24 protein-coding genes are annotated in these 19,722 nt (G+C 43.2%); all 24 read right to left on the reverse strand.

The annotated features are described in order from the left end of the window. Positions 1-276: 276 nt before the first annotated feature. On the reverse strand, positions 277-1,392 hold the full coding sequence (locus JI667_RS17460) for a YecA family protein (RefSeq protein WP_206857488.1): 1,116 nt from the start codon (positions 1,390-1,392) through the stop codon (positions 277-279). 130 nt (positions 1,393-1,522) lie between these two features. Beyond that, positions 1,523-2,359: a DUF1028 domain-containing protein gene (locus tag JI667_RS17465; protein WP_206857489.1), complete on the reverse strand. Its 837-nt coding sequence runs from the start codon at positions 2,357-2,359 to the stop codon at positions 1,523-1,525. 238 nt (positions 2,360-2,597) lie between these two features. Further along, positions 2,598-3,176, reverse strand: coding sequence for a ribosome hibernation-promoting factor, HPF/YfiA family (gene hpf / locus JI667_RS17470; RefSeq protein WP_098351949.1), 579 nt, complete (start codon positions 3,174-3,176; stop codon positions 2,598-2,600). Positions 3,177-3,556: 380 nt separating this feature from the next. Further along, a complete protein-coding gene (locus tag JI667_RS23205; protein ID WP_206857553.1) occupies positions 3,557-4,003 on the reverse strand; it encodes a transposase in 447 nt (148 codons plus the stop codon). A gap of 343 nt (positions 4,004-4,346) precedes the next feature. Then, the gene (locus JI667_RS17480) at positions 4,347-4,682 is read right to left on the reverse strand and encodes an MmcQ/YjbR family DNA-binding protein (protein ID WP_244668371.1); all 336 of its coding nucleotides are present in this window, start codon (positions 4,680-4,682) and stop codon (positions 4,347-4,349) included. Positions 4,683-4,761: 79 nt separating this feature from the next. After that, on the reverse strand, positions 4,762-5,154 hold the full coding sequence (locus JI667_RS17485) for a hypothetical protein (protein ID WP_206857491.1): 393 nt from the start codon (positions 5,152-5,154) through the stop codon (positions 4,762-4,764). Positions 5,155-5,162: 8 nt separating this feature from the next. Further along, positions 5,163-5,510, reverse strand: coding sequence for a flagellar protein FliT (locus JI667_RS17490; protein WP_206857492.1), 348 nt, complete (start codon positions 5,508-5,510; stop codon positions 5,163-5,165). Continuing rightward, a complete protein-coding gene (fliS, locus tag JI667_RS17495) occupies positions 5,510-5,914 on the reverse strand; it encodes a flagellar export chaperone FliS (RefSeq protein ID WP_206857493.1) in 405 nt (134 codons plus the stop codon). The genes JI667_RS17490 and fliS overlap by 1 nt, the downstream gene beginning before the upstream one ends. Positions 5,915-5,936: 22 nt before the next feature. Beyond that, complete coding sequence (locus JI667_RS17500) at positions 5,937-7,436, reverse strand: flagellar hook-associated protein 2 (RefSeq protein ID WP_206857494.1); 1,500 nt, start codon at positions 7,434-7,436, stop codon at positions 5,937-5,939. A 15-nt stretch (positions 7,437-7,451) separates the two neighbouring features. Next, positions 7,452-7,811, reverse strand: a complete 360-nt coding sequence (gene flaG, locus JI667_RS17505; protein WP_206857495.1) for a flagellar protein FlaG — start codon at positions 7,809-7,811, stop codon at positions 7,452-7,454. 176 nt (positions 7,812-7,987) lie between these two features. Continuing rightward, positions 7,988-8,665, reverse strand: coding sequence for a hypothetical protein (locus JI667_RS17510; protein ID WP_206857496.1), 678 nt, complete (start codon positions 8,663-8,665; stop codon positions 7,988-7,990). Between the two features lie 432 nt (positions 8,666-9,097). Continuing rightward, positions 9,098-9,232 (reverse strand): flagellin, encoded by a 135-nt coding sequence (locus JI667_RS17515; protein ID WP_009792986.1) that lies wholly within the window; start codon positions 9,230-9,232, stop codon positions 9,098-9,100. A 323-nt stretch (positions 9,233-9,555) separates the two neighbouring features. Next, positions 9,556-11,004 (reverse strand): flagellin, encoded by a 1,449-nt coding sequence (locus JI667_RS23000; RefSeq protein WP_206857497.1) that lies wholly within the window; start codon positions 11,002-11,004, stop codon positions 9,556-9,558. Positions 11,005-11,160: 156 nt separating this feature from the next. Beyond that, positions 11,161-11,382, reverse strand: coding sequence for a carbon storage regulator CsrA (gene csrA, locus JI667_RS17525; protein WP_206857498.1), 222 nt, complete (start codon positions 11,380-11,382; stop codon positions 11,161-11,163). A gap of 4 nt (positions 11,383-11,386) precedes the next feature. After that, a complete protein-coding gene (gene fliW, locus JI667_RS17530) occupies positions 11,387-11,830 on the reverse strand; it encodes a flagellar assembly protein FliW (protein ID WP_206857499.1) in 444 nt (147 codons plus the stop codon). An 18-nt stretch (positions 11,831-11,848) separates the two neighbouring features. Further along, the gene (locus JI667_RS17535) at positions 11,849-12,439 is read right to left on the reverse strand and encodes a DUF6470 family protein (protein WP_206857501.1); all 591 of its coding nucleotides are present in this window, start codon (positions 12,437-12,439) and stop codon (positions 11,849-11,851) included. A gap of 73 nt (positions 12,440-12,512) precedes the next feature. Beyond that, positions 12,513-13,418 (reverse strand): flagellar hook-associated protein FlgL, encoded by a 906-nt coding sequence (gene flgL, locus JI667_RS17540; protein WP_206857503.1) that lies wholly within the window; start codon positions 13,416-13,418, stop codon positions 12,513-12,515. Positions 13,419-13,432: 14 nt separating this feature from the next. Continuing rightward, positions 13,433-15,010, reverse strand: a complete 1,578-nt coding sequence (gene flgK, locus JI667_RS17545) for a flagellar hook-associated protein FlgK (protein WP_206857505.1) — start codon at positions 15,008-15,010, stop codon at positions 13,433-13,435. Between the two features lie 29 nt (positions 15,011-15,039). Then, complete coding sequence (locus tag JI667_RS17550; protein WP_206857507.1) at positions 15,040-15,534, reverse strand: flagellar protein FlgN; 495 nt, start codon at positions 15,532-15,534, stop codon at positions 15,040-15,042. Positions 15,535-15,551: 17 nt separating this feature from the next. Beyond that, positions 15,552-15,821 carry a flagellar biosynthesis anti-sigma factor FlgM gene (gene flgM / locus JI667_RS17555; protein ID WP_306465469.1) on the reverse strand — a complete coding sequence of 90 codons (270 nt, stop codon included), beginning with the start codon at positions 15,819-15,821 and terminating at the stop codon, positions 15,552-15,554. A gap of 110 nt (positions 15,822-15,931) precedes the next feature. Continuing rightward, positions 15,932-16,348: a TIGR03826 family flagellar region protein gene (locus JI667_RS17560; RefSeq protein ID WP_206857508.1), complete on the reverse strand. Its 417-nt coding sequence runs from the start codon at positions 16,346-16,348 to the stop codon at positions 15,932-15,934. 59 nt (positions 16,349-16,407) lie between these two features. Continuing rightward, positions 16,408-17,067, reverse strand: a complete 660-nt coding sequence (locus tag JI667_RS17565; protein WP_244668372.1) for a ComF family protein — start codon at positions 17,065-17,067, stop codon at positions 16,408-16,410. 31 nt (positions 17,068-17,098) lie between these two features. Next, complete coding sequence (locus tag JI667_RS17570; RefSeq protein ID WP_244668373.1) at positions 17,099-18,610, reverse strand: DEAD/DEAH box helicase; 1,512 nt, start codon at positions 18,608-18,610, stop codon at positions 17,099-17,101. Positions 18,611-18,729: 119 nt separating this feature from the next. Next, positions 18,730-19,581 carry a DegV family protein gene (locus JI667_RS17575; protein WP_206857510.1) on the reverse strand — a complete coding sequence of 284 codons (852 nt, stop codon included), beginning with the start codon at positions 19,579-19,581 and terminating at the stop codon, positions 18,730-18,732. Between the last annotated feature and the right edge of the window lie 141 nt (positions 19,582-19,722).

Raw genomic sequence — 19,722 nt, forward strand, 5'->3', positions numbered from 1 at the left:
TCCAGGAACCTCTCCACATCACTCTACTTAAAATTCGCTACAAAACCCAATAATCCTCCCACCAAAACACGATATATTCCCTAACAATCTTACCACTAACCCATATCGGTTACAACTTAAGCCTTTGAGGGACGGACCTCCCTTTTTCAGTCTTTTGAAGAAATGAATGCTATTATATCAAGCTTTTCATTCTAAAAGGTCATGAATCGGGAGGTCCGTCCCTCAAAAAAAGCCGCCTGTGATAGGCGACTTTTATGGGCAGTTATTCAGTTCTGGTTAGGCGTTCACTGTTTTCAGCAGTTCGTAGACGGTGTCCTGGTAGCTTTCCCAGATTTGTTTGCTTCGTCTGGAGATGCTGTTGGCAGAGACATCGAAGTATTCGGCCAGTTCTTTTTGAACGTGGCGGATGCTGATTTCGTCGATGTTCTTCGCCATGTCGACCATTGCCCCTGAGTAGATTTTCGGGTTACGGATCGTCGGGCGTTCTGTGTAGAAGTATTTTTCCAATACGGCTACAAGCAGTTCACTTTCTTTCTTGTTCTCCCCTTTTTCTAAAAGGAAGGTTTGAAGTGACGTGATGGCTTCGTTGTATTCCGGCGTCTTCCAGATTTCGACTCCTTCGATGGAGTCTTCCGCATTCTCATCAGAATCGTGTCCTGTTTCTGATTCCACGGGTTTAGATGCCGATTTTCCAGCCTTTTTCTTCTCCGCACTATAAAGAACAAATCCGACATCCGCAATTTCCAGGTACTGACCTGATAGGTAATCATGGAGAGTTTCAAATTCACCCTGTTCATAACGGATGTTCACTAATTCCATCGCGGCCTTTTCAATGGCTGGATAAATGAAGTATTGGGCAAACGGAAGGTACTTCTCTCCATTCGGTAATAGTAATCCTAAGAAGAAGCTGTTCTCCTCAAGCTTTCCGAACTTTTCCGTTACGACAAGGGTATCCCCGGAAATTGCTTCATCGACGCGCAGCGTATGGTCATCCAGCTTCTCAACCGTACCGGCTGTCACTCGAATGTTCTTCCATGATTCCAATACTTCTGCCGTCTGGGGACGTGTCACCGTGCTCAACTGTTTATCCACGAAACGTTCAATTAAACGAACACCATCAGCATCCTTTTGAGTCGCTCCGTACCAGCTGACAAATGCCATTTCATATATATCCGGATCCGCCTGCATCAAATCCATTTTGGACAGATAGTGATGATAGCTTTCCTCCATCTCTGCAGACTGAGCCGTAGCGATAAAGTCATACAGCTGGGCCTGAAGCACATCAAGCTCCTGATTCACCAGGGTATCTATATTAACAACGTTTTCACAGCATTTCTTATATTTCTTTCCACTGCCGCATGGGCATGGTTCATTTCTACCGACTGTACTCATGTTTGTATTTACCTCCAACTTCTCTGAGTCCCGTACACAAAGGTTCATTATATAACATTTCAAGCAAGCATTAAACTGTTTTAAAACAAGAAAAAAGAACCAATCGATTTCCGACTGGTTCTTTTTCCAATTATCTATCCTGCTTTTTCATATAATCCAATACGTCCAAATCGATATAATTCTCTTCCTGCTCACGCATTTCAAAGTTTTCGGTGTGGAGATAGTCTTTCAAATTCTGATAGAGGGACTGCTTGTCTTTCGCATAACCGAGCCGGGTGAGTTCCCCTTCCACTTCGCCATGAATATCTCCCTCCAATAATACCACTCTGCCGGCATCCGATTCTTTGAAGTAAAGCTGATGGAGTTGATAGATTCTCTTCAGTTCTTTGATAGGAGAGGCGTGATCATCCACCCTTAAATCGATATACCGGTCGTTGAAACCGCCATACCCGCCGTTTTCCTTTACGACTAAAAGCGCCGCGGACTGCATCCCCCGGGAGTCACCACCTGCTTCCTGTCCGGCTTCAAGAGCTTGGAGCAACCTCTCAGCCAAGGATCCAGCGGTAGACTCAAAGGTATCCGCCATCGCCTTCACTGTATTCTGATCTACTAATATATTTCCCTGCGCGGCAAAGTGCTTTCCTGTCTGGCCGCCAGCCCAGTCATAACACCCTTCTCCAATGAACGTGGCCGGGTTTCCACCGGCATCGATCAACCCCACCTGGCGTAACGGACGCTCGGGGTCATCTCTTGTAATGATTTCGAGGGCTTCCTCCGCTGTCTTTCCTTCTTTCATCAGTTGAAGTGCGTGCGGTCCGTAAGAAGTATTCGCATAAGACTGGGTCGCCACTGCACCAACTCCTGCTTTTGCAAAAGGTACAACGGAACCGACACCGAGAAATTTGGATTGGACTGCGATTCCCCATTCTTTTTCTTCCGGGTCATAGCCTACAATGGAATATGTCATGATGAAATCCTCCTTTAAATAATGCGAGGGATTTAATCCTTAGATTAAATAACCCATCTTTGCGATTTAAAACCTCACTGAAGAAAATTACCCCTCCCCAGAAGTCGTAGAATTTCATTTAAATTTCCTACTTTTTTATATACCTTACCTTCAAACTTCGACAAAAAATGGTAAATTCCTCCTATGAATTCAAAAAATCCTGCGGTCAGCTTGACCGCAGGATTCCTTGGTTATCAAATTAGTTTGTTTCAATTAAACCGTATTTACCGTCACGACGCTTGTACACAATGTTTGTCGCATTGGTTTCCGCGTCAGTAAAGATGAAGAATGTATGACCGAGCATGTTCATCTGCAGGATGGCTTCTTCACTGTCCATCGGCTTCAGATTGAACTGCTTCGTTCTTACTACTTCCGTATCATCCTCTTCCTCCAGTTCAACGGCAGCTGCGCCATTAGGAGAAACGTGATTCAGATCTTCCTGAGCCGCGAAGAACTCCTTCGGGCTGCCCTTTTCACGCATCTTGCGGTTCACTCTTGTTTTATGTTTGCGAATTTGACGCTCCAATTTATCTACTATCAGATCAATGGCCGCATACATATCCGTGTTGCGTTCCTCTGCACGTAACACTAAATGCGGCATTGGAATAGTCACTTCAGTTTTCGTATTTTTATCAGGATACACTTTTAAATTAACATGTACATTTGCATCAGGAGTTTCATTAAAGTAACGATCTAACTTGCCAATCTTCTTCTCCACGTGTTCGCGAATCGCTGGAGTTACCTCAATGTTCTCGCCTCGAATGTTGTAGTTCAACATGTAAACTCCTCCTTTTAAAAATAAAGCTATGTTTATATATTCTATGTTCCCTCCAATTATCCTTCTTAAACTTTCTTAATTTTTTGTGAAGTTTGTAATGTGGTGTCGAAGGTGTTGGTGTATAAGGGGTTGGAGTGTTTTAAGAGTGAGGTGGGGGTTGCGAGTTTTTTGGATTCACCCGGGACTCTTTGTGGTATGATTATCTCACTTTTTTGGGGGATGAGACGTTGGGAGTGTGGAGGTTTTGTGGAGAGTTTGGGGCAGAATTGTGAATGGTGGGTCTTAGCGTGCCAGGTACTATTGCTGGGTTTGGTGCCTGGCACTATTATTGGGTTTGGTGCCTGGCACCTTCTCCGCTTTTCGTGCCAGGCACCCTCTTATTATTTAATTACACCCCAATCCCTCGTATTCAATTTGGTTTCCACATAAAATTTGTACTTATCATGAGGAAGATCACCAAGGTTTGTTAGAATCTTTGTAGGATCTGCAAGGTTTTTGTAACCGGTCTTTATAAAGGTTTTATAGCTGCTCCAGCTATAATCTTCCGGATTTTTCACATACCTGGACCTCACAGGATTAAGATGGATATAACTACTGGTATCCAGCAACTGTTTCCAGCTTTTAACTAACTTGGCATAATAGCGGTCTTGAAATAAATAACCAATATAATCGTACTTCTTATTAAAATATTTGGCATAGTTAGTGTGGATATAATGAATGATTCGGGAAAGAGGATGTTCAATCATTTTAATGATGAGGTGAATATGGTTCGACATGAGGCAATAAGAGTGAAGAATGAAGGGGATTTTATCTTTTGCTTTCTGTATAAGGAGTAAGTAGTATTAATAATCTTTTCGATCACGGAAAAGGTTGTTCTTTCTATTTCCTCGGGCAGTCACATGATAAATAGCTCCAGGGTACCAGACTCTCGGCTTTCGCGGCATTAAATCTTCCTTTCTATTTAGAGTATTACTTACAAAACAATACATTCGACATTTAGATACAAAATCCTCTTTTTTGGCAGATTTATTGTTCTTCTGAGTTTGGTGGTGACTACTCGTTGATACCAGGCACCAATGGACCTTTTGGTGCCTGTTACTTTTCAATCGGTTTGTGTCAGGCACTTTAAAACTGATCGGTGCCTGGCACCAAATCACGCTTTCGTGCCTGTCACCCTCTCATGCGAACAGTATCTAAGAGTCTCTTGGGAGCCACAATCAAATAGCCATTTCGAATCAACCCTTCTATGGTTTGCCAGCCTACTTCCTCTATCTCCACCAGCACCCACCCGTGTCTTCCGATATATGGGGCTTTTGTATAGCCCGGCTGTTCGAGGAGGATTTCCTGAGTGGATGGGAGCGTTTTAATCGATAAGGCCTCACCGATGATGACAAATGGTTTGTCCTTCACGCGGAAAGAAATATGTCCGAATCCGTCTACATGTTCATGAACCTCTGGATAGAGCAGGCTGAGTCTCCTAACCTCATCAATTTCAATCGTTTTCATACCGACGTCCTCCAGCATTTTTCTATTATTATAGCATGCGAAGATTTTGAAAAAGAAAAAAGCCCCGAAGATTCGAAGCTTAGTGTGCTAGGTAAGCATTTAGTTCACTCTCAATCGTAGCTTTCCATACAGAAAACGCAGGTGACAGGCTTTCCTGGACTATATTTTGTTTCATTTCGGTGTTGGCTAATTGTCCGTCCAGTTTCCAGGCTTGATCTGTTACAGTATCAAATTGGGTTAAAGCGTTCTGGATGCCTTCCCGTTCATTAAATGTTTCTTTCAACAAATGATTGCTTTCAGAAATTTGCCCAATAGCCATGAAAACATCGGAAAGAACCCGATCCCCTTCTGTTTTGCTTAAATCCGTGAAGCTAGCGTCCACATATTTCAGTGCTTCTTCGATTGTGCCGAGCATCCCGACGTATTGGCTGACCAATTCGTACTGTTTTTCGTCTAGTTTCGTTGTTGTCAAAAAATCACCTATTTCTTTTTATCGTAGAACATCCCGTCATATTGCATGGATTCGTATGGGTTTGAATACTTTTGGACAGACGTTTTTTTCTTGGTTAGGCCGTTCATATCTCGCTTGATTTCTAAACGCAATTGAGACAGCTGTCTATCGATTTGCTTGTTCCAGCCGATCATTTGCTTGCCGAGCTCCTGCTCATCATGCGTATACGGAGGATTAATAGTGCCAAGAACGCTCTGTCTTTTTTCTATAAGAGACTCCACTTCCTCAATGGTCGTTTCCCTGTTTTCATCATTCACCTGTTCCAATGCTTCTTTCAATTGCTTCGTAATGGTATAGCACAGAAGAACCGAACTCATTACGCCTGTCCACCTTGACCGGCATGCTGCTTCTGACGGTTCAGTTGAATGACTTCTTTCCACGTGTCACGGAAATCAGTGATGAGCCCCTCTACTTCTTCTAAAATCGATACGTCATTCTTAATATTTGCTTCTGTTAAGCGACGATTGATGTAGTCATAAAGGGACATAAGGTTTTGTGAAACTTCAAGATCGGTGTTCAACGTCACCATCAACTCATTCACAATGGCTTGCGTCTTTTGGATATTCGTATTCTTCAGTTCAATATTCTTCTCTTCAATCGCTTTTTTCGCGATATGAATAAATTTCAGGCTTCCGTTATAAAGCATGAGGGTGAGTTCACCTGGTGATGCGGTGTTGACCGAGTTGTTCTGGTATGCTGCATACGGGTTGTTGATGGCCATAGTGACACTCCTTTAATTATGATTATCCGCCGAACTGTTGCATGAGGTACATGGATTGTTGATTGGAACGCTGGATGGCTTTTTCCATGGCGGTGAATTGGCGCCAGTAGCGGTCTTCGACTTGGGTTAATCGGTCTTCGAAACGGTCCATCTGGCTTTCCATATTGTTTAATAAACGACCAAGTGTAAATGTATTGTTGGTACTTGAAGCTTTACCAGCCTTTTTCTCGATACTGTCCATGGTGGTTTTTAGCGTATCACGTAAACGACGGGCGATCCCCTGTTCATTTGACGTCACACCATCTTTAGCAAAAATCTCATAGATTGCATTCGGATCTTTGGAAATGGCTTCTTTCAGCTTGCTTTCATCAATGATCAGCTTTCCACGATCAAGATAGTTACTTGATGTTTTGATTCCGATTTGGGCAAGTTGGCCAATGCCTGATGTTCCTCCAGAGATTGGTGTGTACATGTCCGTTCTCATTTTGTTGAGTCCAGATGCCAAAACGGAATCGTTTCTCAGAGTACCACTGCGCGACTTTTCTTCCCATAATTCGATTTCTTTTTCTTCCATTGACTCTTTCTGTTCGGCCGTCAATGGTTGGAAGTCACGGTATTTCTTTTCGTTTACTTCCCCGTTTACTTTTTCGATGAGTTTGTTGTATTCATCGACGAACTTGACGATTTTTTCTAGGATTTTGTCGGTGTCTGGTGATGATGTAAAGGTTACAGGACCTGTCGACTTGTTTTTCAGAGTCAGTTCAAAACCATTAATGTTAAATGTGTTTGAAGGTCTCGTAGTTGTAAGGCCATTATAAGTAAACGTTGCGTTTACACCTTCCTGACGTACTCCACTAAAATTTGAATCGGTTAACCCGAGGCTATCAAAGAATGTACCTGTTTCATCTGAAAGAACGATATCATTCCCAGCTGCATCACCTGAGTTTTTGGCCGTAAATGAAAATTTCTGTGACTTCTCATCAAAGAAAACAGAAACTCCCGATTGTTGATTAATCTTTGATATCAAACTATTCAAAGTCTCTTTTTCTGGATCAAATTCGATGGATGTTCCTTTAGGATCTAACGTCCCATCTTTAAGAACAGATTTTATATTTATTTTTTGAGTACCCGTAAGGCCCATTAAATCTTTTATCGTCTTGGTTGAATTCGTAATTCCAGTAACTCCACTAATGGTCGTTGCCGATTTAGCCAGGTTTCCAACTTCCAGTGTTCCCGAAAAATCGGTTGTCGAATTAATATTTTTAACAGACACGACAGAAGGATCAGATACACTAATCGTCTTCTGCGTATACGTCCCCTGCTTCATCACCCCGTCAAAAATAAGATTACTAAAATCAAACATCATCTTATTCATATCCCGGTAGTCATCGCGCTGCCACTCAAGGTATTGCTTCTTCTGTTCCAATTTATCTAAAGGGATCCGTTCTGCCTTCATTAAATCCTTTATGATTTGATCCGTGTCCATGCCACTGGCAAGGCCACCAATTCGCATATCAGCCATATGTATCTCCTTCCGTTAAACCTTCTTATCGACCATCAACCCAACAAATTCCGTCATCGCGGCATGCATATCAAGCATCTTCTTTGCTGGTATTTCCTTCACTATCTCCTGCGTCCGATCATCCACAATCGTCACATAGTATTCTTTCAATTTATCATGAAATTCAAATTTGAGGTGTGTATTCGAAGTAGCCATAAACTCATTCATCCCATGAACGACATCTTCCATTTTTTCTTTGGTGACAGGCTCTTTGGTGGTGGTTTCTTCATGGTGCCGTTCCTGCGCTTGAATTTGTTTCACTTCTTCACTTGTTTGATTTTCTAATCTAGTAAATGATTGTATTCCTGAAACTCCGCCTGTCACTTTTTCAATCATTATTTGATCCTCCTGAGGGTTATATGGGTTATATCGGAGTTTGGTGGGGAAAGTTTAGGGAGAAGAGTTTAAAATGTACACACGGTTTGCAGAATGTTTATCATGATTCCAATCCCTCCTCCAAAATTGAAATAAGACTTCCGACGGAAGAAGGAAGCCTCCTAAATCGATACTAATTACACCTCCTTGTGATTATAAAGAAGATAGTCAAATACCAGAATACATTTTAAAGAATTAATTTTGGTTCCAAAATTGGTATCAGCACCATGTAAAATTGCATGTCTACTTAAATCCGATTTAATTTCTGATCCATGTTCAAAACTCACTAAAATTGTATTAAGGAAATACTCATTTATTGTCTTATCAAAAGAACCAATATCTGTACAACTTAATAAATCTGCAATATATTGCTTTTGAACCTTTACCGTCATATGTCCCACGTGATTAAACCCTTCCACTATTATGCCTTCAATTTGACTTAGCATTGTTGGAACTGATAAATTATAGAATCCCAAGATATGTCCTTGTATTACTTCGCACAATATTCGAATTCTATTTTGACAAAAGGTTTGTTGTTCCCAGTATCGCAAGAGAATATTTAGTTCTTTTTCATTGTAACAATCTATTAAAAAATTAGTAATTTCTTCTTTTAGTAACACGCTATTATTTCCATTGAATGAAGAGTACAATTCTAAAATGTACTTCATTTCTTTCGGAAACAATGTATTCGAGGGAGGGAAACCTAAATCAAGCATAACGATTTGAAATAATTCTTTCATTTGATTTTCTTCTTCTATTTCTTTTTCCAAGTTTCTATTTAAGTATTTTTTAATTAATGAATCATTGAACTCCATTTAACCCCTCCTATACGAAAACCCTTGGCATTTTTGCCAAGGGTTTTCGTATATTAATCGAATTAACGAAGAAGTTGTAAAACTCCTTGAGGTTGTTGGTTCGCTTGCTTTGCGACTATGTCTTTCGATCATAGAATAGACTATATCTTCACCCGTGTATGTAAGGGGCTGGGCACTTCGAGCAGGTATACTGCCCTACGAGATTCATAGTCATAGCTTTTGCCTTAGACCGTCTTCTCTAGTCGTTGAACCTTCTCCAGAGTTTCCTCACAGGAGCTTGGCTGCTGATTATCCATTGTTCCATCTCTATCATTTTCAAACCGTTCCGCTTACCGTTTCCAGTTACGTTGTGGTTGATAGAGCTTTAGGAAGTTCCAGCAATTCACCCAGTTATACTCCAATTCGTTACCAAACTGGACGCCCTCGAATCAATTATCTCAGAAGTTGTAGTACTCCTTGAGGCATTTGATTGGATTGAGCCAACATTGCTTGTGCTGCTTGAGAAAGAATAGAATTCTTCGTTTGGTTCATCATTTCTTTCGCCATCGTGCGAACATTTACTTTCATAAATGACCAGACTATATCTTCACCCTCTATAAATAGTAGGGGTTGGGCACTTCGGATTCACAATGCTGATGACCATTGTTTCACCTACGGATTTCATCACCATAGCTTTTAGCCTTAGATGGTTTATCCTAGTCGTTGAACCTTCTCCACTCTTTCAAGACAGGAGCTTGGCTGCTGATTGCCCAATCTCTTCTTTTATTAAAGCCATCACGCTTGTCGTTTCCAACTACGTTGTGGCAAGAAAAGCTCTAAGGGGTTTCCAGCAATTCACCCAATTATGATCTCTAGCCGTTACCAGCCAGGACGACTGTGCTTGTCGCTGCTTAGGCAGCTAAAGCATAATCTACGTCACGGATACGTGATTCTGCTGCAGTTAGGTTTTCAGATGATGTTCCTAGGTTGTTGATTGTGTGTTCAAGTCTGTTTTGAGTTGCTCCTAGTTTAGAACGCTCAGCAGAAACAGATTCAATGGATTTATTAATAACTTCAATTGCATCTGTAGCTTTTGCCGATGAAGTAACATCTATTGCTGCATCACTATTACTACTTCTAACGTTTAGTGCAGTTGCATCCATATTATTAATGTCAACCTTAATAGTTTGACCTTTATTAGCACCAATTTGATATGTTAAAGAAGTATCATCAGCCTTCTCTGTAACTGCATTTCTATGAGCAAGTGAGTCAATGGTAATTGTTTTATTAATTACCTTAGCTGCAGCACCATCATCTTTTAAGGTTATGCCATTGAATGAAATATCATTTGCCACTGCTAACACATAAGCACCATGTAAAGTTTGAGTTGTAGATTCTTTACCATCTGCAGAAGTAAAATTAACTTCAATGTCTGCGTTGGCTGCGTCACCATTGGTACTTAATGCATTCCCTCCAAATAAAACAGTAGCGATATTTGAACCTCCTGCATCATCAAATGCAACATCAGCATCCCCAGTTGTAGTAACTAGAGATAATTTACCATCGGTTAAAGATGCAGATACACCAGCACTAGAATTATTAATTGCATCCATTAGCTCCCCAATTGTGCTTTCAGTTGTAAGAGCTGCACCAGATGAAGTTGCTGAAACAGCAGTGTTCGTCGTACCACCATCACCACTAATTGTAAATGCACCTAGATTTGTAACACCAAGTTCAGACAATTTTGTTGTTGAAGTAAGAGTTTGAGTTGTAGTAGATTGCACTTCTCCATGACTTTGCCTTAAAGTAATATTGTAAGTTCCTTCTTTTCCATCTGTAAAAGCACCAGTTACTGCCACTACTTTAGCAGCATTTGTAATCGGTGAGGTCATACTTGCTTGACCTTGAAGTATTTCATTCTTACCCTCAACCGACTTTGACAGACTACCATCTAATAATTTTTTTGTATTAAATTCAGTAGTTCCGGCAATTCTATCAATTTCGTCGACTAATTGAGTAACTTCTTTTTGAATCTCATTTCTATCGGCATCAGTAGCCGTGTCATTAGAAGATTGTACAGCCAATTCTCTCATTCTTTGAAGAATTGAATGAGTTTCATTAAGTGCACCTTCTGCTGTTTGAATTAATGAGATACCATCCTGTGCATTTCGTTGAGCTTGATCTAAACCGCGAATTTGCCCACGCATCTTTTCAGAGATTGCAAGTCCTGCTGCATCATCTCCCGCACGGTTAATACGAAGACCAGAAGACAATTTCTCCATTGATTTAGATTGGTTAGTTGAAGCACTATTCAACTGACGATAAGTATTCAAAGCCGCAATATTATGATTAATTCTCATAACAATAATTTCCTCCTTGAAAGTAAGTCCACATCCTTGTGAACTATCTAATTTTTAGTTTGCAACAAGCCACAAAGGTCGGCCGCCCTTCTCCTTATTGCTTACAATACTATTATCGGTCGTTTTGACTAGTGTTTAATAGTTTGAGCAAAATAATTAATCATTTTTGGACAAAAGGTTAAACAGATTGTCGATTCCTTTCGAAGCTTCGGTGTTTTCTTCCTGGATAGACAGGTACACTTCTTTCCTATGGATATCCACATTCTTTGGTGCGTTGATTCCCAATTTTACTTGATCCCCTTTTACAGAAATAACCGTTAGCTCGATGTCATCCCCAATCTGAATGCTTTCTCCCGTTTTCCTCGTCAGTACTAACATTCCATCACCCCTTCTTTCCTGCAGGCTGAGCAAAAATCAGGTGCTTGGTTTGGTAGTCTGCGTTGGTCAAAATGACTTGCTTTCCTTTACGATTTGCCAGATTGATAATGATTGGGGCCTGTAGGTTCGCAGTTGATTTATGAAGTACCTCTCGAACAGTCAAAATAGAAAGCACCTGCACTTCTTTTTCTGAAGGATCACCAAGAGACTCCACGCTAGCCTGATCTAACTCAAAATCATACTCCTTAAAAAACACAAACGGATCTGTCACGACAAACCCAAGCTGAGGTGTCTTCACCGACTGCAAAATATGAAACCACTCATTCTCCGGAAGCGGCAACAGTACAAACTGCTTCTCTTCCCCAAACCCGGGGATCCCGTGTCCAAATGTCAAAACTTCTTCTGATTTCACTTCTATTTCTCCATGATATTTCGTATTGATTTTCATCCGCTTCATTCCCTCATTCTATATTTCTTGTTCGTAGTTGATCCCGACGTGTTTTAAGTTTGCAAAATCAATTTGTAAGTCTGCGTATCGTTTCAAGCTGACATCCACCTGGGCTGGAGTATACTGTATATTGGGCTTTTGAGGGCGAGAGTGATTCACCACTTTTTGCGGTTCGACGTTCACTTTTACACTTCCGGGGTCATAGCTGATTTTGACGCTTCCTGCAGAAGGAATCCATCCTATGTTAAACTCATACATCGGATCCTCACTGTTCCGCTTAGCCTGAGCGGCAATCGCACCTCCGCCATTCTCTATCATCATGAGTTCATCCCCGTCCTGTGCGACACGGGCAAGTCCCGACACCCAGTCTTCATACCCTTGCTGGGAGTATTCTTCTATCCTGCGACGCACCGATTTCAAATCCATATCGGCCCGTGCCTCGGTTTGGTCAATGGTCAGTTTGGAAGGCGTACGCTCTATTTCCATCTTTGCCTGGGGCTGCTGGAGATCCAATTCTGCCGGGGGCTGTTCGATGTCCATGCGTCCTGGAGTCGTCCGGATGCTAATGGCAGCTGACGTGGACTGCAATCTTATTTGTGGGACGTTCATACCCACTCACCTCCATATAAAAAGGGACTGACCTAAGGTGACGAAACACCTTAAAGGGTCAGTCCCCTTGCTTTTATCGTAGAAAATCCATCAATGTCGGCTGAATGATTCTGGCTCCGACGCTGAGTGCAGCCCGATGGACACTTTCCTGAGTTTTCAAATCCGTAATGACACGTTCGATGTCTGCATCCTCGTTATCAGATAGAATTCGATTCGCTGTTACTTCCTGTTGACCCAGGCGGTCATCTACCATTTCAAGACGATTATAACGGGCACCAAGTTCAGAGCGTTCTGCTGATAATGTGTTCATGACACTGTCCAGATTCTCCAGCTCTGTATCGAGAGCTGAATCATCTCCCGACTCCAATGCTTTTTGGATATTGTGCACGGTGTCGAAGAGTTTCTGATTAAAGACTTTATTAGGATTCACATTGGCTTTTAAAGACACACCCTGAGAAACCTCCACAGGATAAGCATCAATGGCACTGCTGCCTAAATTGTCAGCGACCTGCGGAGCACTTCCATCTGCGGGATTTCCATCCTTAATCGGAGAATTCCCAACGTCCGTTCCATGAAAAATATATCTTCCCGCTACTTTTGTTTCAGCGACGCTGACCAGATCCTGTTTGATCTGTTCGATTTCTGTAGCAACGGCTTTACGGTCTTCCGGACTTAACGAACCATTTTTCCCCTGCAACGTCAATTCCCGCACACGTTGCAACCCCTGATTCGCCTGTTCAATCCCAGACTCCGAGTTCTCCATCCACAAATAAAGCTCCGAAAGATTCCGCTTATACTGCTCAATCCCAGTCAGGTTTGAACGATAAAACATCCCTTTCATCGCTACAACCGGGTCATCTGAAGGCTTCGTAATCTTCTTCCCTGTCGCCAGCTGGTCCTGCAATTGACCCATACGACTATAAGAAGAACTAAGGTTTCTCATCGAGTTCGCTGTCAGCATACTTTGTGTTACGCGCATATCATTTCACCTACCTATCTTCCAACGGTACCCATGCCGTTGATGATTTTGTCGAGCATTTCGTCCTGCAGTGTGATCATTCTGGCAGAGGCGTTGTAGGCATGCTGGAATTTGATCATGTCGGTCATTTCTTCGTCAAGGGAGACTCCGCTGACGGACATTCGGCGTTCATCCACGGCTCCTCTTAATACAGCGGAGTTCTTTGCGAGTCGAACGGATTCTTGTGACTCTACCGCCATTTTACCGATTACAGATTCAAAGTGACTTTGGAATGAAGCTTCTTTTTCACCATAAGGCAATTTGGTTGTTGTGATGATGTTGGCCAAAGCCAGTACATTTGATGCGTCTCCAAGCGTAGGATTATCTGCACCTGCTGTGGCAATATTATCCAGATTAATCATATCCTTGGAAACCTGAATTCTTTGGGCGAAGCCTGCTTTTTCTACACTATCAAGATCTGCTGCGGCATTCTTTGCATCCTGGAAGAACTTCGGTGTATCCGGAGTATCCGTGTCAGGATCAAAGTTTGGATCATTCATCTGTTCCGGCGTGAATCCTTGTTGATGTTGGTCATTGAATGCCTTGGCGAATTCGTACGCCATGCTGTCCAGTTCATCGAGCATGCTGATATAGGAGCCTTCTGCTTCACCGTCTTTATTTTTGAATCCGTATGTATCGACAAGGGCTCTTAGTTTCCCTTCGCCTTGTGATAGGAAATCTTTGATATCGAGTGTTTGCTGGCCAATCGTGACGGAATCCACCGAGTTTTGCGGGCCATCATAGGTAAGCTTAACTTCATTTACACCATTTTTCCCGACGAGATTGACGGCAGGGTTTCCGTCCTTCCCTATAAGCGTTACCGTGACGGCACCTTCTGCGATAGGAGACGACTGTCCTCCATTGGACTGGTAGCTCGTTTGGATGGAAACATGCTGTGAAAGCTCATCGATTAACCGGTCCCGTTCATCGTATAGATCATTTGGAAGATAGCCGTGTGGTTCAACATCGGCTATTTGTTTATTGATGTTATCGATTTGTCTCGACAGGGAATTGATTTGCTTTTCGCTGACAGACAGCTCATTTTTCAGATCGCCTCTCACACTTGTTAAAGAAGAGGATAAGTAATTGAATGTTTCAGCAACGGATTTCCCTCTTTCGACTACCACTGAACGTGCGCCGGCATTGGACGGGTTAACGGCCAGATCCTGAAGGGACTGCCAGAACATATCCATCGTTTTTGATAAGCCTGAATCGGATGGTTCGTTCATAACCTCTTCCATCTTCTTCATCGCTTCCATTTTTGTATCCCAGTAGCCGAGCTTTTGGTTTTCACCTCTGTACTGCATGTCCAGGAATGAATCACGCACGCGTTGAATCGAACCGGCTTCGACTCCCGTTCCGATTTGGCCTGGGATTTGTGGACGGTTCATAGAGGGAGCAGGATAGGGTGTCGTTTGTTCAAAGTTGACTCGTTGACGGGTATATCCAGGAGTATTCGCGTTGGAGATATTGTGGCCGGTTGTATAAAGGGCGCCCTGCTGGGTGTACATGCCCCGTTTTGCCGTTTCAAGGCCCATAAAAGTGGATCGCATGGTGTTGCCTCCGTTTCAATTAGTTAGTGCTATGCTTGTGAATCGAATAGGGACCGGCTTGCCGGTGTTTTCTTTTCACCGTTCGGCCGTGAATAGGTTGTTTGATCCGGCTGCGGCTGGGTCATCGACAGATTCATATTTACGAATTGAAGAGATTGATAGACGAGCTTTTGGTTCAGCTCATTTTGAGCTTTCAACTCTCCGATGATACCGATCAGCTTTTGCTGCCAGTGAGACAGGGTTTCTTTTTCTTGAGGTGAACTGTGTTCGATGCACTGGGATATGGTTGGTGTCTCGGTAAATGCCACTCCACGTGATCGAAGGTAGTGAATGGATTCCCGCTTTCGCTCTGCTTCCACCGTATTGATCGCAGTTAGATGCTTCTGCTCATCCTTCAGTACACGATCGAGTTCACTCATATCGCCTTTTTTGATGACACCCGTTTTATTCACTGAAAGGTCGAACAAACTTTTGTGCAGCTTGTACAGTTTTTCAAGAGTTGTGATTAAATTGGTGGCTGACATGTTTGTTCTCTCCCTTTTTATTGGCCGTTATAGAAATTTCGTAATCCTTTGGCGATGGCTTTCGGATCGATGGTGTAGTTCCCGCTCTGAACCTGATCTTTTAATGCTTCCACTCTGGCCTGGCGTTCTTTGCCGAGTTTGGAAACCTCCTGCATTTCTTTAGCGGCAGAAGAGATTTCGATTTTGTCGGATGCCGCTTTACCTGCTTTTCCGACTTCATCCATTTTGTTCAGGTTGCGCTTATAAGGATTGATGTTCTGATTTCCGATATTGTTAATCTTCATCATTTTCCCTCGCTTTCGTCACGTACATGGTTTCTACCTAGTATATCGGATGGAAACAGGTTTTGTTTAGTGTCAGGGACTGGTTAGTTCTTCCTGAATTCCATTCCCTACGTCTAGTTCTTATCTCTCATCGTGTAATAGGTTCTTTGACCGGATTCCTGGGATTTAATCTTCCATTCTTGTTCCGTTTCGAACTTCTTCAGATCACTGGCAAGTTCAGAAGAACAATCACCGCAAATCCGTCCCGTCCCTATTATCTTCCCACATTTATCACAAGGATAACCCATATTTGGAAACTGCCTCGTCTGAATACGACCTTTTTTCACCCACTTATATAGAAGTTCCTCGTCTACCCCGGTCACTTCAATGACTCTGTTCATAGTCGCTGCCCGGTTCTCCCGCTTCTTTAAAAATTGGTAAACAGTTTCGTACATATTCTCTTCTTCTTTATAACACTTATCACAGACATCACGGAATTTATTTTGCATAAAAATCGCATTGCAGCGTGGACAATTGATGATTTCTGACATGATCGTTTCCTCCCGGTAAAGCTTCTCTTACCCATTATATCGGCAGAGAATGGGTTTGCTTAACCCCTTGCGAGAGTCAGGGAAGAAACCTCGGCAGCCCCCGCTTCTTTTAATAGCTTTGCAGCCTGCCTCAAAGTCGTACCCGTCGTGTAAATATCATCAAACAACAGAATATTCTTCTCTCTCACCACATTCTCCGTTAAGTGGAACACCTGCTCCTGCCGAAGACGCTCACTCCGCGTTTTCTTCGACTGCTTCTCAGAGTGCGACCGGGTGAGGATATGGGAGGGACGGACCTCTGCTTCTTCCAACAGGGCAGTAGATTGGTTGAATCCTCTTTCATAGAGGCGTTCATCACTTAATGGGATTGGAATGAGGAGATCATATTTTATTTTATCAAGATAGGATTTAATAGTATGTGAGAATGCTTGTGCCAAGACATGGTCTCCCCGGTACTTGTATCTTGCAAGGTAGTCCTTTAGAAAATCATTATAATGATAAAAGGAATGACTATGGGCGAGGATTCCTCTCCACTCTGGATCCTGTTCCCACCTGTGGCAGTCCAGACACACACCCTCCTTTATCAGATTCGAAGGCAGCTCATCCAGGGAGCGGGAGCATCCATTGCATCGCTCACCTTCTATTTTTTCTAACTGTACCAAGCATTCCTCACATAAGAATTGAGGCTCACTGTAAAATAAGCCTCTCCACGACAACATCTCCACCAACTCTCCCTCACAATACAAACAGTTATTCACCATGTATCAAGCCTCTCTTTCTAGCTTCTTTATTCATCCCATCAATATGCAGGATGGCCTTGATCATTTCCCTCGTCCGGCCGTAATGAAAGTAAACGATGTCGCCCATTGGATGATCAGAACTCCTGCCTACCCGGCCGGCAATCTGCACTAAGGCGCTTTCGGTGAAAATCTTTTCTTCGGCCCCGAGGACTGCGACATCGATGTTTGGGATGGTCACCCCCCGTTCCAATATAGTGGTCGTAAGTAAAATAGGGATCTCATTGTTTCTCAATTTCATCACCTTTTCTTTTCTGTCGGAATCTTCGGCGTGAACGGATTCAATGAGGGGATTCATTTCTTTGAACAGGGGCAGAGCTTTTTCCATGCGTTCGACGCTTGGGAAGAAGATAAAGGCTTGTTTGGATTGCTGAAGCTTCAGGAGAGTCCATTTCTTCAGTGCAGGGGGAATTCGATTTTTCGTTAAAGCTTTTTTCCAAAGACCGCACCAGACAAATCTAGGGAGCGGAATCGGGTGACGATGGAAACGGGCAGGAATTTGGATGAAGTTTCTTTTTCCTTTGAGGCATTCCTTCTGTGTTTTCGAATCTGGCGTTGCAGTAAGGGAAATGACAGACGAACGGGGTTTACGGGCATGTTCGACAGCCCATTGAAGGGATTTATCATAGGAATAAGGGAACGCGTCGACTTCGTCAATGATCATGACATCAAAGGCTTCTTTGTAACGGAACAGTTGGTGGGTGGTGGAAAGGACGAGCTCACCATAGAGGTGCCGGTCCTCAGATCCTCCGTATAGAGTGGTGATGGAGGTATTGGGAAAAGCCTTTTGGAGACGGGGAGAGAGTTCCAGGATGACATCGGTACGGGGCGCGGCAATGCAGACGCGTTTATTTTGCTGAAGAGATTCATAAATCCCTTCAAACAGCACCTCGGTCTTTCCGGCTCCACATACAGCCCAAATAAGCAGGTCACGTTGGTTTTGAATAGCTGAAATCATTTGCTTCGATGCCCCCTTTTGTGCTTCAGAAAGGGTACCGGACCAGTCAAAGGCAGCCCGGGTTGAATCCGGTGGCGGCCCATTCCATTTTAAAAGCGGAGTACATTCAGACACCCTCCCCATCATGATGCACTTCCGGCAGTAGATACAGTCTGTATGACACCGTGCGCACCGGAAAACAGAAAACAAATGCGGACGGCTATTTCCACAACGACGGCACTGTCCATTGGATACTCCTTTATCATAAGAAACATATCCATTTTGATAATGCTCCTGAAGGATATCGATTGGGTGTGGGATCTCATCTAATAATAGTGATCGTCCACTGAGATAGGATTGCAGATCTGATGAAAAAGGATAGGAAGGGGTAAGAGGTTGAGGTGGCAGTGTGGTGAAATCTGAGATTTTCTGAAAAATGGCTGGATCTTTCACAAGTGGTTCAGGGATTAAACTATGGTTCATTAAACCAAAACGCAAATACATCACTCCTTGTGTTCGGATAATCATGTATTCTACTCCAGGGTGAGAATATCCTGCTTCATGTAAAAACGGTGCCAGGCACAAAACAATCGTTTCGTGCCTGGCACCGTTAGATGGCACCGTTAGACAAACCGGCAACCAATCCCTTACCGGCTCATCTTCCGAGCCCAGCCCATCCCCAACGCTCCCTCACCTAAATGAGTCCCGATGACCGGACCGAAATAGCTCAAGCTGAATTCCACATTCGGATATTTCCCTTCCAGCTCATTCTTCCACTCAATCGCTTCTTCTTCCCGATTGGCATGAATGATGGAGGCCTGATATGCTTCACCGGACGCGACCGCTTCTTCCAGGATGCCTTCCACCCGTTTCAATGCTTTCTTCTTGGTACGGATTTTTTCAAACGGGACGATCACTTTGTCCACGAAGTGCAGCAGTGGCTTCACCTGCAACAGGCTTCCGATGATGGCCTGGGCTTGGGATAACCGTCCCCCGCGCTGCAGGTGGGCAAGATCGTCTACCATAAAGTAAGCCTGGACCGACTTCTTCATTTCATCCAATAACATGACGATTTCTTCGGCTGTTTTTCCTTCGCGCTCAAGCTTCGCCCCTTCAATGGCATAGAAGCCTTGGATCATACAGCTGATTTCTGAGTCATATGGGTATACTTTAATCCCTTCGACCATTTGGCCTGCCTGCACGGCACCCTGGTACGTGCCGCTGATGCCACTCGATAGATGAATGGAGATGACGGCATCATAGTCAGCAGAAAGCTTTTCGAACAGCTCGACGAACTGTCCTACAGGAGGTTGCGATGTGGTCGGGAGCTTATCCTGGACGCTGACCTCTTCGTAAAATTCAGTGGCCGTAATGTCCACTTCTTCTTGGTAGGTTTCCCCTCCGAAGATGACGCTGAGAGGAATCATATGTATGTTGAGTCGATCACGCAATTCTTTCGGGATGTAGGCAGTACTATCCGTTACAATTGCCGTTTTCATATCGAATTACCATCCTTATTCTTTATTTTATCCGGATTCAACCTAATTCCGGACCTGTCTATTCAATCTATGTATCCTAACCATTTTATATGAATAAGCCTTCTTTTGCATTAGATTCAGTGGAAAAACTCTTTTCAGTAA

The sequence above is a fragment of the Bacillus sp. NTK074B genome (assembly GCF_017303375.1).
Lineage (GTDB): Bacteria > Bacillota > Bacilli > Bacillales > Bacillaceae_B > Rossellomorea.